Origin of the sequence: Abiotrophia defectiva ATCC 49176, from assembly GCF_037041345.1 — a bacterium.
Lineage (GTDB): Bacteria > Bacillota > Bacilli > Lactobacillales > Aerococcaceae > Abiotrophia.
In genome coordinates this window covers 1434211-1449884 of record NZ_CP146287.1, presented here as the reverse complement: position 1 = coordinate 1449884, position 15674 = coordinate 1434211, and the positions used below count along the sequence as shown (strand labels likewise).

The window sequence follows — 15674 nt, the reverse complement described above, 5'->3', positions numbered from 1 at the left end:
TTCAGTGATGAAACAACCCAAGGAAGGCGAGTTCATCACGATTAAAAGTTATAAGCATGATGGGTCTTTGCATCGGACCTGGCGCGATACCATGGTATTGAAGACCAGCGATCAATCCATCATTGGGTGTAACGATCATACTTTAGTAACGGAATCGGACGGTCGTCGCTGGGTAACCCGGGAAGCAGCCTTGCTCTATTATCACCAGCACTTCTGGTTTAATATTGTAGCCATGATTCGCAAACGCGGCGTTACTTATTACTGTAACTTGGCTTCTCCTTATCTGATTGATAATGAGGCGCTCAAGTATATCGACTATGATTTAGATATTAAGGTATTTCCTGATGGGGAAAAGCGGCTGCTGGACTTGGACGAGTACGAGCTCCACAGCAAGCGATACCGCTATCCGGAAGAAATCGATCGTATCCTCAAATATAATATCCAAGAACTGGTCCGCTGGATCGAAGAGAAGAAAGGTCCTTTTGCGCCAGAATTCGTGGATATATGGTATGAGCGGTATTGTCAACTGACTCATCGACGTAAATCTAAGCATAACTGATTAATCGTGATGCCAATTGATTAAAGAAGAGGCTGGGAGTTTCCCAGCCTCTTCTTTTCTTAGGTATTGAGCCCCAAATCTTTCAGATTTGGGGGCGGGCCTTTGCTTGTGCTAGCCTATGAACTTACTAGCCTTGCCTATTTATAGGTTACACCTATAAATAGGGTTTGAGCGCGACTTTTTTACGGGGGAATTTGGCTGGATTTCACATAGTCGGGTCAATTTCACAAGAACGTTCGTGTTTTTAGCTGAGAAGGCTGATTTAAAGGGATTTTGCTCGGGCCATTTATGAAAATGCCCTTATATAACAAATGTATATTTGCCTATAAATTTTGCCAGTTTCAGCATTTAAGTGCGCTCAAGCCCGGCCTAATCAGGAGTTGAGAATTTTTGACATTACAAATACTTTATAGTAAAGTATAAGGAGCTTTTAGAAAATTCAAAGTCAAGGAGGATAGTTGTAGATTAATGGATAGCGCCAGCCCTTCACATGAGAAGGGGACGAGGAGCGGGTTTATCGAATTTTCGGCGGATGACCCGGGGCCGTGCAGTCCACAAGAGAGAGCATAAAACTGGGGATGCAAATCCCAGGACAGAGGCTCTGTCTAAGCACCTAAAAGCAACTTAATTTATGATAATAAAGGAGTTGTTACCCCCATGTGTGGAGTAGTAGGAATGATCGGCGCAGGCAAGGTTCAAGAAACCTTAATTACCGGCCTAGAAAAATTAGAGTATCGTGGTTATGATTCAGCAGGTATCTTTGTGCGCAACAATGAGACTGTTGGTTTCTTCAAGGAAGTAGGGCGCATTGCTCAACTCAAGGAAATTGTAGATTTCGATTTACCTGCCACTGTTGGGATTGGCCACACCCGTTGGGCTACCCACGGGCCAGCTACCCAATACAATGCCCACCCACATTTATCCGCTAGCGGCCGTTTTGCCTTAGTGCACAATGGTGTGATTGAGAACTTTGCTGACCTTAAGGCTAACTATCTGCAAGACGTCGACTTCAAGTCTGATACGGACACAGAAGTCGTAGTTCAATTGATCGAGCACTTTGCCTTAAAAGATGGCTTGTCAGGTAAGGAAGCCTTCAAGAAGGCCCTGAGCTTGATTCACGGTTCTTACGCCTTCGGTTTAATCGACAGCGAGACCCCAGATACCCTCTATGCAGCCAAGAATAAATCACCGCTCTTAGTAGGTTTAGGCCAAGGCTACAACCTGATTGCGTCAGATGCCATGGCAACCATTCATTTAACTGCTGACTACCTAGAAATCAAGGACAAGGAATTCGTGACCTTGACCCCATCTGCTGTAACCATCGAAACCTACTCAGGTCAAGTGGTAGAGCGTGCTGCCTTCAAAGCGGAACTAGACGCGGCAGATTTAGAGAAGGGCGCTTACCCTTACTACATGATTAAAGAAATCGACGAGCAACCAACCGTTATGCGTCGTCTTATCCAAGAATACCAAGGCGACAAGGACCACTTCCATGTATCTGAAGACCTTTTGGCTGCCTTAACAGAAGCGGACCGCCTCTATGTGGTAGCCTGCGGAACCAGCTACCATGCAGGTTGGGTCGGCAAGAACTTGATTGAGAAAATGGCTGGCAAACCAGTCGATGTCCTCTTGGCCAGCGAATTTGCCTATGACCTGCCAATCTTTAGCAGCAAACCGCTCTTTATCTTCTTGACCCAGTCTGGGGAAACGGCAGACAGCCGTCAGGCCTTGGTTCGTGTCAATGAGTTGGGTTACCCATCCTTGACCATTACCAACGTTAAGGGTTCGACCTTATCTCGTGAAGCAAGCCATACCCTCTTGCTACACGCAGGGCCAGAAATCGCAGTAGCCTCTACCAAGGCTTATACTGCTCAAATCGCGGTCATGGCCATCTTGGCAGACTGCCTAGCCCGCCACTTAGGTAAGGAAACAGACTTCGACATGGCCCACGAGCTGAGCCTAGTGGCTAGCGCCATGGAATCTATCTTGGCAGAGAAAGACCAGCTTGAAGCATGGTGTAACGCCAACTTGATGGAACCACGCAATGCCTTCTATATCGGCCGTCTCTTGGACTACTATGTGTCCATGGAAGCTGCCCTCAAGCTCAAGGAAATTACCTATATTCAGACCGAAGCCTTTGCAGCGGGTGAATTGAAGCACGGGACCATTGCCTTGATTGAGGAAGGGACGCCTGTCTTGGCCTTAATCAGTGATCCAAGCGTAGCCGCTCATACCCGCGGTAACGTGGAAGAAGTTAAGGCGCGTGGCGCCCAAGCCGTTGTGATTGCAAGCCAAGAAGTAGCCAAGGAAGACGACTTCTTCGTGGTACCAAATGTAACCAAATTATTGAGCCCACTAGCCATGGTGGTCGTGACTCAATTGATTGCTTACTATACTGCCCTAGGCCGTGGCCTAGACGTGGACAAACCACGTAACTTGGCTAAGTCTGTGACAGTTGAATAAAAGATTAAAAGGTTGGGATTGTCGTCCCAACCTTTTTCTAATGATGGGTAAAATGAGTGGCCTATTGACAGACAGGGTAGGGAGGCGTATACTATATGCAAGCACTTACATGAAGTTGAAGGCAGGTATAAGTAGCCTAGCCCTAGACCAAGAAATAGCCGAATATTTGAAAGAAGAGAGCGTGAAAGTAAGCCAGTGATAGAACTTGATATGACTCGTCTAGTAGGAGGCCTTGCCTGTTAAAGACTCTATGTTGGTGCCTAATCGTCCTTTTAGCCAATGTCAGTCAATCTTAAGGAGAGACTGATACACAGAATGTGGAGGTGTCCGAGATGAAAGCTCTCAAACAATTTCTCATTCCTTTTCTAGCTATTTTACTTAGCTTGGTCACTTGGACTTCGGCGGCATCCAGTCCGCGCCAAGTGGTCTTCCGCAATGATAGGTCCGACAGCAGTCTAGTAGCCATTGAAATCAAGGACACGACGGTACGACTCTATCTGCCAGAGACCTATCGCTTTAACCGCGACAGTCAGACCGACCAAGTGCTAGATGATTTTTACCAGCTGACCCAGAATCCCCAAAGGGTTTCCTTGGCTGATCCAAGTAAGAAGCAGGAGGCCAGCCAGGAAAGGCTGGACTATGTCGAGCATAGTGACCATGACCAAGACATCACACCGCGTTACTTTGAGTTTAAGAATGTGGAAATAGTAGAAGAGCCATCTTCTATTAAGGTCCTATATGGTAAGACCACGGTCACGCGTTTAGTGGCTCAAATTCAGACCGGCAAGGCCCTGGATTTACAGGGTAACCAATTTTCTATTCAAGAAGCCAAGCCATAAGACCATAGCCGACTACTAGCAATCACTTGCCAAAGTAGTCGGCTTTTTCATTGCTATTTCATAAGGCTATGCTATAATAAGATTATGGAAACGCTTAACAAGGAGGTTCTTATATGGAAAAAGTTGTGTACACGAACTATTGGGTAGACCGCTATACAGATGCCCGCAAGGAGCATGGTTCCTACCCGACAGAGGAAGAAGCCCTCAATGCTATTTACACCTGGTGGCGCATCCACAAGGAACACCATCGGGACGTCAAGGAGACGCGGACTAATACCGGGGCCTTGGAAATCACCTATGATGATGACCGTTATGTCTACCGGATTGAAAAACGCAAACTCCAAGGCAATTTGCCAAGTCGTAGCTATCAACTCTGGACCCAAGGACAAATTGAGGTCCAACGTCAACAACTGCAACTGTCCGATGACGAGTTCCTCTTCGACGAGTTGGCTGAGCCTTACCGCGACCGTCTCATTGAAGTGATGGCTGATGCCAGCAAGGTACGCAACTTCTGCTATACCCAAGATGGCCGCCTAGTGGTGAAACTGTCTGACCTTAAGGCAGCCCGGCAACGTTAAACACAATAAAATAAGCCCCTGAAGCCATTCGGAATCCTGGCTTCAGGGGTCTTTTCTTGATAGCATAACTTAATAGCCTTGAGGCGCGAAGAGGGCACTGCCTACACGTAGGAAGCTAGCCCCTTCCTCGGTGGCTATGGTATAGTCTTGGCTCATGCCCATGCTGAGCTCAGTGCAAGGAGCGTGAGGATAGCCGGCTTCTTGGACTAGGAGTTGGAGATGTTTGAGCGTCTTGAAGAAGAAGTGGAGCTCGCCTTCTAGGGCATCGGCTGGCGCCATGGTCATCAGGCCCACGATTTCAATCTTATCGTAAGGGGCAAGTTGCTCGATGGCCGCAAAGACCTGCTCGGGCTCATAGCCTGTCTTGCTCTCTTCGCCCGATACATTGACCTGGAGGAAGCACTTGATGGGGTGGTCGGCCCGCTTTTGAATTTCCTTGGCTAAGTCAAAGCGGTCTAGGGCATGGAGATAGTCAATTTGATTGATAAACTCCTTTACTTGGCGGGTTTGGACCCGGCCGATGAAGTGCCAAACAATGTCTGGAGCAGTTTGGGCTAGGGTGGCCTGCTTTTCTAAGAGGGCAGGATAGCGATTCTCGCCAAAATGCCCTTGGCCTAAATCATAGAGGGCTTGAATTTGGTCGGCGCCCACGGTTTTGCTGACGGCAACTAACTGTGGCTGCTTGCCTTCTGGGCTATGTTTTTGGATACGGTCTAAGACCGCCTGATAGCGATCCTGGATCAACTTCTGAGTCATGGAATATTCCTCCTACTTAATGGCTGTAGTATAGCACGCTAGCTAACTTTTTGCAAAAGTCCCGCGTTCCCAAGTGGCGCGGGACATGCTATACTAAGAAGGTAGAATACGTCTTGAGGAGGATCTAAGATGCCAGCAGATTTTGGAGGCTTCTATCAAAAAGAAATCAGCCAGCGCCGGGCCATTTTGGCGACTTATTTGGAAGAGGAAGGGCACGGCCAAGCCCTAGAAACAGCCCTGGCCTTGCCAGAGTCAGTGGCTAACCAGTTGATTGAGAACTATGTGGGCAATTATAGTCTGCCTTTTGGTCTGGCTCCAACCTTCAAAATTAATGGTCGGGACTATGTGGTGCCCATGGCCATTGAAGAGCCTAGTGTGGTGGCTGCCGCTAGCAACGGGGGCAAACGCCTAGGTAATATCCAGTCTCAGGTTTTGAGTCGCCAACTAATCGGTCAGATTGTGCTGACCGATATTGAAGACCTGGCTAGCGGGCTTGAGCAAGTTTCGGTGCAAAAAGACCACTGGCTAGACCTAGCAAGGGCAGCCTGTCCTAGCATGGTGGCTCGTGGTGGCGGGCCTTGCGATTTATGGGCTGATAGCTACGGGGACGACCAGGGCGATTTTCTCTGTGTCTATTTGAGCCTGGATCCCTGTGACGCCATGGGCGCCAATGTCATGAATACGGTCCTAGAGGCCCTAGCGCCTGAAGTGGCAGCCAGCCTAGGTGGCCAAGCCCTCCTGCGGATTCTTTCCAACCATGGCGATAAGCTCCTAGTTAAAGCTCAAGTGAGTCTGTCTGTTTCCCAGCTTCACGCCAATCCAGAGCAAGCCTTGACCCTGGCCAAACGCTTGAGTCAGGCCAGTCGCGTGGCCCAGTTGGATCCACGTCGGGCGGTGACCCATAATAAGGGTATTATGAATGGGGTAGATGCGGTCTTGCTTGCCACCGGTAATGACTGGCGAGCGGTGGAAGCTGGTGTCCACGCCCATGCGGCCCGGGATGGTCAATATCGGGGGCTCAGTCAATGGACCCTTTCCGCTGACCAAGCCAGACTAGAAGGGGAATTAACCCTGCCCTTGTCCCTTGCGACCGTTGGCGGGACTCTAGCAGTCCATCCAACTGCCCAATTGGCCCTAGCTATCTTAGGCAAGCCCAATGCTCGTGAACTGGCCCAAATCATTGCAGCAGTCGGCCTAGCCCAGAACTTTGCTGCCTTGAGAGCCCTAGTGACTGACGGCATTCAAAAGGGCCATATGGCCTTGCAAGCCCGGTCCTTGGCCCTTCAAGTCGGTGCCAGCCTAGAGGAAGTGCCTGCCCTAGTTAAGGCCTTGCGTCAGGCCCCTGCTATGAATCGTACTTTAGCTGAGCAAGTCTTGGCCCAGTTACGCAGCCAAGAGGGAAGTTAAAAAATTTATTAAGTTAGCGCGCCTTTAAGTTAAAGGCGCGCTTTTCGTGGTACAATAAGCGTGACAAATTAGGAATATAGGTGATAAAAGATGACCGTAACTGTCGGTATAGACAAAATCGGGCTCTATGTGCCCCAATACTATATTGAAATGACTGAATTAGCTCAAGCCCGCGGCGTTGAGCCAAGTAAATACACGATTGGTATTGGCCAAGACAAGATGGCCGTGCCACCCCTAGACCAAGATGTGGTCGCGATGGCGGCCAATGCGGCAGCTAGCATCTTAGATGAGCATGACCGTTTAGCTATTGACCAAGTTATTGTCGGGACTGAATCGGCTTTTGACTATTCCAAGTCAGTAGCTAGCTACTTACACGAATTATTGGATTTACAACCCTATTGTAAGGCCTATGAAATCAAGCAAGCCTGCTACGGGGCGACAGCAGGCCTCCAGTCGGCCTGTGACTACGTTCGCCTACGACCAGACCGTAAGATCCTGGTAGTGGCAACCGACATCGCCCGCTACGGTCTCGGCACGCCAGGTGAGCCTACGCAAGGAGCTGGGGCAGTAGCCCTCCTTATCTCTGCTAATCCGCGGATTTTGGCCTTGGATAGCCAGTCTATTTCTTATACTGATAATCAATTCGATTTCTGGCGCCCATCTTATTCTGACGTGGCACTAGTAGATGGCAAATTCTCGACTGAACTCTACCAAGATTGCTTCTGTCAGGTCATGGCATCGGCCAAACAAGCAGGTTTGTCGCCTGAAAACTGGCGCAATGTGGTCTTCCACTTGCCATTTACCAAGATGGGCAAGAAGGCCTTGGATGCCTTGGCTCAAAAAGGAAGCTTGGATGCCAGTCTAATTGAGCGTTGGCAGGCAGCCTATGAACCGGCTACGCGTTTGGGGCGTCAGGTGGGCAATATTTACACCGGCTCCCTCTATCTCAGCCTCCTGTCCTATTTGACGCAAGTAGAGGATTTAGCAGCAGGGGACAGCCTGGGACTCTTCTCCTATGGTTCAGGCGCGGTCGCCGAACTCTTCTCTGGGACACTACAAGAAGACTTTAGACAGGCCTTGGATCTGGAAGCTTTGAAGGCCCACCTGGAGCGCCGACAAGCCCTAGCAGTCCAAGACTACGAGCGGATTTTTTCTCAGCGCTTGCCACAAGAAGCGGACTATCAAGTAGCTCGCCAAAGCCAGGAAGCAGGCTTTGTCTTAGATAAAATCGACGGCCACCGCCGTTACTATCGCCAATACTAAAAAACTGGGACATAAGTCCCAGTTTTTTTGATATAGGAAGTTAGCTTAGAGGCTGTCCAAGCTAAAATGGAGGCTGCCGTCTTCCTTAAGTAATACAGGGACGCCCACTCTTGCGCCATCTTTAACAGCTTGAAACTCTGGTCGGCTATCACGTAAGTGGAGAAAGGCCTTGAGTTCCCGCATGGAATTCGTAATATTGACTGCATCATAGCGGATACCACGAGCTTCAAGTCCAGCTACAAAAGCTTGGGTATCGGGGCATTTGTCACTAAAAAATAGGGTAGGTTGGCTCATAAATTAATCCTCCTCTAATAAATGATCTTTAGGGTTATTGTAAGCCCTCTAATCCTAGGAAACAAGGGATTTGCTTGTAAGGTTTGAAACCAGTTCTAATGACTGATATTCTGATACCGAGAACATCAGGCAAAGGCATTGCACTTGCATACCGTTTGCGTATAATTAGAGTTGTCAAAAAAGAAAATATGCAAAGGAGGTTTGGGTATGCAACGTACGAGTGGCGTACTCCTTCATATATCATCTCTCCCATCTAAGTTTGGGATTGGGTCTTTCGGGCAATCAGCCTATGATTTTGTCGATTTTCTGGCAAAAACAGGCCAACAATACTGGCAAATTTTGCCTCTAGGGACCACGTCTTATGGAGACTCCCCTTATCAATCATTCTCTGCCTTTGCCGGCAACACTCACTTTATCGACTTGGATCTCCTAGTTGAAGCGGGCTGGCTGACAGAAGCTGATTATGCTGGGGTAGACTTCGGTGACCATCCAGAATATGTGGACTATGCCAAGGTCTATACAGAACGTCGTCCAATCTTGGAAAAGGCAGTCGCTAACTTCTTGGCTAAAGCTGACAAGAAGGACTACCAACAATTCTTGGCGGACAACTATGAATGGTTGGAGCCTTACTGTGAATACATGGCGATCAAGGAGCACTATGATCTTAAGCCATGGTTCCAATGGGATCCAAAAGCTACCTTGCGCGATGAAGCGACCATCGTTCATTTGCGTCAACAATTAGCGGATGTGTTGACCTACCACCGGGTAGTACAATACTTCTTCAACATCCAATGGCAGGCACTTAAGAAATATGCCAATGCTCAACACATTGAGATTATTGGGGACATGCCAATCTATGTTGCAGCGGATAGTGTTGAAATGTGGATGACCCCACATTACTTCAAGACATCTAAAGATCACCAACCAAGTGTTGTTGCTGGTTGCCCACCAGATGCCTTTACCGCTGACGGCCAACTCTGGGGTAACCCAATCTATAACTGGGACGCTATGAAGGCTGACGGTTATGCTTGGTGGATTACTCGCCTTAAGGAAAGCTTCAAGCTCTACGATGTAGTCCGGATTGACCACTTCCGTGGCTTCGAGTCCTACTGGGAAATTCCATTTGGCGACACCACTGCTATCAATGGTGAATGGGTCAAAGGCCCAGGTAGCGACCTCTTCCGTGCTATTCGCAAGGAATTAGGCGACGTGAAGATTATTGCTGAAGATTTAGGTTTCATGACTCAGGAAGTAATTGATATGCGGGATGAAACCGGCTTCCCAGGCATGAAAATCATGCAATTTGGTTTTGGCGGAGGGGATTCAGTTGATTTACCTCACAATTACGTCTATAATTCTGTATGTTATGTGGGAACCCACGATAACGAAACAGGCTTGGGCTGGTTCCAAGATTCAGCTGATGAGGCATCACGCGAATTCTTCAATGCCTACATGAGACGTGGGGAAGATGAAACAGTTTCTCATGCCCTCAACCGTGGGATTGCTGCTGCTGTCAGCAAGATGGCAATCTACACCATGCAAGACTTGTTGAACTTAGGTAACGAAGCGCGTATGAACGTGCCATCTACCTTAGGTAACAACTGGAAATGGCGTATGAAGTCAGATGCTTTGACTGACCAATTAGCGGAAGAATTATTGGAGTTGACAACTACCTACTGCCGTTTGAATCCTGCCTTCAAGGCAGCAAGTGAAGAGGCTGAAGTAGCGGGAGAGACTAAGTCAACTAAGACTACTGAAGTTAAAAAGGCCAAAAAGCCTACAACTAAGTAATACCAAGCAAGACCCGTAAATAAATGTGGCCGGTGTTAGGAGATTTCTTCTAACACCTCTTGCTTGCCTACCTGTTAATCAGAAAGATCATTGAGGCTTACGGCCTAATCAAAATAAGGAGTTAAACATGACTATTTTAGAAAACTATACTAACAAGCTTTTCAATAAATCAATTGATGCTTGTAACGATGCAGAACTTTACAAAGCCCTTTTAGATATTACGCGTGACAAATCTCGCGAATTACCAACTCACGATGACAAGAAAAAACTCTACTACTTCTCTGCAGAGTTCTTAATCGGGAAGCTCTTGAGCAACAACCTCTTGAACTTAGGTATCTACGATGAAGTGAACGCTGAGTTACAAGCTCACGGCAAATCTATCATGGATATCGAACAAGCTGAAAATGAACCTTCCTTAGGTAACGGGGGCTTGGGTCGTTTGGCTGCCTGCTTCGTTGACTCTATCACCAAATTAGGGATCAACGGGGACGGGGTTGGTTTGAACTACCACTTCGGGCTCTTCCGTCAAGTGTTCAAAGACAACCAACAAACGACTATTCCAGATGCTTGGTTGACTGGTGATGACTGGACTATCAAAAGCAAGAAGGCTTATACTGTTCCTTTCCGCAAGTTCTCCTTGCATTCTACCCTTTATGATATCGACGTATTAGGTTACAAACAAACCAAACGTAACCGTCTCCGTCTCTTCGACTTAGACAGCGTGACTTCTGACATTATTGAAGATGGCATTTCCTTCGACAAACACGACATCGAGAAGAACTTGACCCTCTTCCTCTATCCAGATGATTCTGACCACGCAGGTGAAGTATTACGTATTTACCAACAATACTTCATGGTATCTAACGGGGCTCAATTGATCTTGGAAGAAGCAGTCGCTAAGGGCAGCAACTTACACGACTTGGCAGACTACGCAGTTATCCAAATTAACGATACTCACCCAGCCTTGGTTATCCCAGAAATGATTCGTCTCTTAGGCGAACGCGGGATTGAGTTCGATGAAGCAGTAGAAATCGTTCGTTCTATGACTGCCTTCACTAACCACACAATCTTGGCTGAAGCCTTAGAAAAATGGCCTGTATCCTTCTTGGAAGAAGTAATTCCTAACGTGATGGCGATTATCCGTAACTTGGATGCTCGTATTAAAGCACAATTCCCAGATAACGACGCAGTACAAATCATCGACCAATTTGACCGTGTTCACATGGCTCACTTGTCAATCCACTACGGCTTCTCTGTAAACGGGGTTGCAGCTCTGCATACAGACATCTTGAAGAAGTCAGAATTACATGCCTTCTACGAAATCTACCCAGAGAAATTCAACAACAAGACCAACGGGATTACCTTCCGTCGTTGGATCATGGACGCTAACAAGGAATTGTCTGACTACATCGACTCCTTGATTGGTCGTCAATGGCACCACACTGCTGAATTAGAAGGCTTACTCAACTATGTCAATGATCAAGCGGTCTTAGATAAGTTAGAGTCTATCAAGTTCAACAACAAGCTCCACCTCAAACACTACCTCAAGGAAGTGCAAGGTGTAGACATTAACGAGCACTCTATTTTTGACATCCAAATCAAGCGTATGCACGAGTACAAGCGTCAACAAATGAACGCTCTTTATGTGATTAACAAGTACTTAGATATTAAAGCCGGCAACATTCCAGCAACCCCATTGACTGTTTTCTTCGGTGGGAAGGCTGCACCAGCTTATACAATCGCGCAAGATGTCATTCACTTAATCTTGACCTTGTCTGAAGTAATTGCCAATGATCCAGAAGTAAGCCCACACTTACAATTGGTAATGATTGAAAACTATAACGTGGAACGTGCTCAATACTTGATTCCAGCATGTAACATTTCTGAGCAAATCTCCTTGGCTTCTAAGGAAGCAAGTGGTACTGGTAACATGAAGTTCATGTTGAACGGGGCCTTGACCTTAGGGACTGAAGATGGGGCTAACGTGGAAATCCACGAATTAGTTGGTGATGACAATATCTACATCTTCGGTAAGCACAGTGATGAAATCATCAAGCTCTACGAAACTCAAGGTTATGTAGCGCGTGACTACTACGAGCATGACGCGATTCGCCCATTAGTTGACTTCATCGTGAGCGATAAGATGTTAGCAGCAGGGAACGAAGAACGCCTCAGCCGTCTACATCATGAATTAATCAGCAAAGACTGGTTCATGACCTTAATCGACTTGGAAGAATACATCCAAGTTAAGGAAAAAATGTTGGCTGACTACGAAAACCGTACTGAATGGAACAAGAAAGCCTTGATTAACATTGCTAAAGCTGGCTTCTTCTCATCTGACCGGACCATCGCAGAATACAACCGCGATATCTGGCACTTGAAAGAAAACCGTGTAGAAATCGACTAATCGATTAATTAGAAAGCTGGGTTTATCCCAGCTTTCTTTTATATAACAAAATAGCCGGAGGACTTATGTCTTCCGGCTATTTATTAACTTTCTTGAGGGCACTGAGCAAGCTCATTGCCAATATTATTCAGTCGTTCGATTAGGGCCTCAATGGAAATCGCATTAATGTTGATAAATAATTTAGATTGTAATTGCGGAATAGGCACATTACTGAGGATGACATCATACTCAGTACGTATAATCTCGTGGACATTTTGATAGAGGACCTGGGGTGCATGAAATTCTAGTTGCTGGGAACAAGAACAAGTCAAGAGGTCTCGAATCATCAAGGAATGAGAGGAATTAATGCTGCTGAAGATACCCACTCTAATCTTCTTCTGACATGTCATAAGCTGAGGGATTAATTCTGACCAAGTTGAGAAGATGGTATAGATTAAGTATCGGATAATTTCAGGATTTGTATGCAGCTTATTTGCTTGTCTGTATTGAATAACAGCTTTCTCAATATAACCGTAAAAGTCTGGAAAATCATCATAGAGATGACTCATCCATGTAGCGCGGCGTCGGAAAATTTGTGATTTAGCGAATACCTCGTAACATTCGACGGAGGACGCGTTATGGAAGAGGATGGTGAGAACTTCTGGATTGCTAATTTTGAGATCGAAATGTTGACGGATATCCTCAATCATTTGTTGGGCCTGAATCAGCGAAGTGTGGATTGTGGCATATAAACGAGAGGCCACGAGCATATCTTCAAAATTATAGAAAAAATCTTCACGCAAGAATGGGTAAAGAAGGTTAGACAGCACGATATCTCCCAAAGGCTCTCCCACATAGTCCGATAAGGATCGAACGAATTCTTGGTCCGCTTTTTGCGCCAAGGCTTGGGCAAAACGACTTGAGAGATTAGTTTTGTGAAGGGGGAGGTCCCATTTGAAGTAGTGACGCTTGATGTTGATAATGGTTGCGCGCTTAATTAGATAGTAGAGGGAGAAATCTAATGGGCGGTTAAGAATCTTGATGAAGGTGGCCACGAATTTATCTACATGTGATTCTTTGATATCTTCAAAAGGCCAAGTAGTTGATGGATAGCGCTCTGCAAAGTACTGACCAAAGAAGAAGCGAATCTCATTCTCATTACCCGTGATGGCCAGCGGTTTGGTAGATACCTGAATATTATAGAGGCCATTAAACCAACGGTTAATACGGCGGATGGTACGGTAGAAGGTAGGGTAACTCATGAAAAAGTGCTCGAGGATCTCTTCCATTTCAGTATGGGGGTGGAAGAAGAGGTATTCTAAGACTTGGAAGTGGACAGAGTTAGCCAAGTAGAATTGGTAGGCAAGGTTGATGTCGACTGTGAAGCGATTGACCATTTTAGCGCCATCAGGCTGGACTGAAATCTCATACTGTGGCAGATTACTGGCGATTTGCTGGAGGTCTTCCTTCAAGATACGGGTAGAACAGTCGAGGGTCTCAGCCAGTTGGTCTAATGGCAGGGCGTTATCGGAAGCGTGGAGGATATTTAATAACTGAAGTTGACGCTTGTGCGTCTTGGAAAGTAACTTTTCGATAATGATGGCCCCCTTAAAATTTGTACTGACGAATTCTTACTAATTATATCATAAAAATGTTTGCTTGCGGAAAAAAGATGACCCGAAACCACGAAAAAAACAGGCCAATTTGAAAGCTTCTAAGCATACAAAAACACCTCCCAAAAGGGAGGCGTGAGCTGGCCTTATTCTTTGACAAAGGCAGCAGATTGTTCACCAGCTTGGCGACCGAAGATAATGATGTCGGCAACGGCGTTACCACCGATACGGTTAGCACCGTGAACCCCACCAGTTACTTCACCAGAAGCGTACAAACCTTTGATTGGTTGGTTTTCCTTGTTGAGGACTTGCGCGTTAGTGTTAATCTTGAGACCACCCATGGTGTGGTGAATCCCTGGTGCGATTTTAATCGCGTAGTATGGTGCTTGTGACAAGTCGTTGTCCATCCCGGTAGTCCGGCCAAATTCTTCGTCCTTCTTATCAGCAACAGCCTTGTTCCAAGTTTCCATGCTAGCTTTTAAGTTAGCTGGGTCCACACCAATTTCCTTAGCCAAGTCTTCAATGGTATCACCTTTGACAACTAAACCTTTAGATTCGTATTGGTTGATGGCTTTAACGCGTCCCTTAAGAGCTTCGTCGAAGACTACATAAGCTGCTTTTCCTTCTTGGCCGATAATGGCAGCAGAAACCTTGTCACGGGTCTCTAGTTCGTTGAAGAAACGTTTACCTTCTTGGTTGATTAAGATAGCACCTTCACCACGAACGGCTTCAGTGATTAAGTAAGAAGTCTTTTGTTCAACAGAAGGGTGGATTTGGATTTGATCCATGTCAACGGTTTGTGCGCCCAATTTTTCGGCCATCTTGATACCGTCCCCTTGGGAACCTTCTTGGTTAGTTGTAACAAAGCCTTTGAGTTCTGGCTTAAGTTGGCTGACCATGTCTAAGTTAGCCCCGAAACCACCTGTTGCTAAGACAACGGCCTTAGATTTGATGGTTTTTTCTTGGCCTTCAACCGTTACTTTGACACCAGAAACTGCGCCATTTTCTTCAGTGATTTCAGTTACGTCAGAGTTAACGAAGGTTGGAATCTTACGCTCAGTGACGTTAGCATAGAGGCCTTCTACTAAGTAGCCCCCAATTGCAGAACCATCTGATGGACGGTGTGTACGCTTAACGCTCATCCCACCGGTAGTGGTCAAGTTATCCAACTTAATGTTCATAGAGTCTAACCAATCAATGGCGCTAGCAGAGTGGTCTACTAAGAAGCGAAGCAATTCTGGATCGTTCTTTTCTTTCCCGCCTTTGAAGGTTTCTTCGTAGAACTTGTCGTTAGAGTCTTCAATACCAGCTTCCTTTTGGAATTTGGTTTCGCTAGCGTTCATCCCAGCAGAAGACTTGCTAGTATTCCCACCCACGATTGGCATTTTTTCGAAAATTGCAACGTTGGCTCCAGCGTCATGGGCTGCGATTGCTGCGGCCAAACCGCCACCACCGGAACCGACAACGACTACGTCGTAACTTTCCTTAAGTTCAGCTGGATCCGTATATTTTTTCTCGGACGCTCCTGAAGTTGTATCGGGCTTGGAAGATTCTTGGGCTAAGACAGACAAGGTGTGACCGAGGCTAGCAAAGACCAAGAACAAAGCTGCGAAAAGGATAGATAATTTTTTACGCATGTGAACTGACATCTCCTTTTGTGATTTAATTATCTTATTATATTATACAGAATTTTGGCTTAAATTTCAATCTTTTACCGGAAAAAGA

The 15674-nt window shown here is 46.5% G+C and carries 12 protein-coding genes; 8 read left to right on the top strand and 4 right to left on the bottom strand.

Features of this window, described 5'->3' with window-relative positions:
* The first annotated feature begins 7 nt into the window (after positions 1-7).
* The 4 genes from V7R82_RS06760 (at position 8) to V7R82_RS06745 (ending at position 4439) form a co-directional block, all read left to right on the top strand.
* Positions 8-559, top strand: a complete 552-nt coding sequence (locus V7R82_RS06760) for a nucleoside tri-diphosphate phosphatase (RefSeq protein WP_023391066.1) — start codon at positions 8-10, stop codon at positions 557-559.
* 657 nt (positions 560-1216) lie between these two features.
* Positions 1217-3022 (top strand): glutamine--fructose-6-phosphate transaminase (isomerizing), encoded by a 1806-nt coding sequence (glmS, locus tag V7R82_RS06755; protein WP_291429375.1) that lies wholly within the window; start codon positions 1217-1219, stop codon positions 3020-3022.
* A gap of 332 nt (positions 3023-3354) precedes the next feature.
* Positions 3355-3861: a hypothetical protein gene (locus V7R82_RS06750; protein WP_338542078.1), complete on the top strand. Its 507-nt coding sequence runs from the start codon at positions 3355-3357 to the stop codon at positions 3859-3861.
* Between the two features lie 113 nt (positions 3862-3974).
* Complete coding sequence (locus V7R82_RS06745; protein WP_338542077.1) at positions 3975-4439, top strand: hypothetical protein; 465 nt, start codon at positions 3975-3977, stop codon at positions 4437-4439.
* A gap of 69 nt (positions 4440-4508) precedes the next feature.
* On the opposite strand, the gene V7R82_RS06740 is transcribed toward V7R82_RS06745, so the two are convergent.
* Positions 4509-5183, bottom strand: coding sequence for a YggS family pyridoxal phosphate-dependent enzyme (locus V7R82_RS06740; protein WP_422388393.1), 675 nt, complete (start codon positions 5181-5183; stop codon positions 4509-4511).
* A gap of 141 nt (positions 5184-5324) precedes the next feature.
* Between V7R82_RS06740 and V7R82_RS06735 the strand changes: the two genes are divergently transcribed.
* The gene (locus tag V7R82_RS06735; protein WP_338542073.1) at positions 5325-6602 is read left to right on the top strand and encodes a hydroxymethylglutaryl-CoA reductase, degradative; all 1278 of its coding nucleotides are present in this window, start codon (positions 5325-5327) and stop codon (positions 6600-6602) included.
* A 90-nt stretch (positions 6603-6692) separates the two neighbouring features.
* The gene (locus V7R82_RS06730; RefSeq protein WP_338542072.1) at positions 6693-7865 is read left to right on the top strand and encodes a hydroxymethylglutaryl-CoA synthase; all 1173 of its coding nucleotides are present in this window, start codon (positions 6693-6695) and stop codon (positions 7863-7865) included.
* Between the two features lie 45 nt (positions 7866-7910).
* Here V7R82_RS06730 and V7R82_RS06725 read toward each other — a convergent pair whose 3' ends face one another.
* The gene (locus V7R82_RS06725; protein ID WP_314237150.1) at positions 7911-8159 is read right to left on the bottom strand and encodes a hypothetical protein; all 249 of its coding nucleotides are present in this window, start codon (positions 8157-8159) and stop codon (positions 7911-7913) included.
* Positions 8160-8366: 207 nt separating this feature from the next.
* Between V7R82_RS06725 and malQ the strand changes: the two genes are divergently transcribed.
* Both malQ and V7R82_RS06715 read left to right on the top strand, forming a co-directional pair.
* Positions 8367-9950, top strand: a complete 1584-nt coding sequence (gene malQ, locus V7R82_RS06720; protein WP_338542071.1) for a 4-alpha-glucanotransferase — start codon at positions 8367-8369, stop codon at positions 9948-9950.
* 127 nt (positions 9951-10077) lie between these two features.
* Positions 10078-12357 carry a glycogen/starch/alpha-glucan phosphorylase gene (locus tag V7R82_RS06715; protein ID WP_314211036.1) on the top strand — a complete coding sequence of 760 codons (2280 nt, stop codon included), beginning with the start codon at positions 10078-10080 and terminating at the stop codon, positions 12355-12357.
* A gap of 83 nt (positions 12358-12440) precedes the next feature.
* Here the strand turns inward: V7R82_RS06715 and V7R82_RS06710 are convergent, their stop codons facing one another.
* Entirely contained in the window at positions 12441-13931 is a 1491-nt protein-coding gene (locus tag V7R82_RS06710; protein WP_338543755.1) for a helix-turn-helix domain-containing protein, read from the bottom strand.
* Positions 13932-14095: 164 nt separating this feature from the next.
* Positions 14096-15586 (bottom strand): flavocytochrome c, encoded by a 1491-nt coding sequence (locus V7R82_RS06705; RefSeq protein WP_338542069.1) that lies wholly within the window; start codon positions 15584-15586, stop codon positions 14096-14098.
* Positions 15587-15674: the final 88 nt, after the last annotated feature.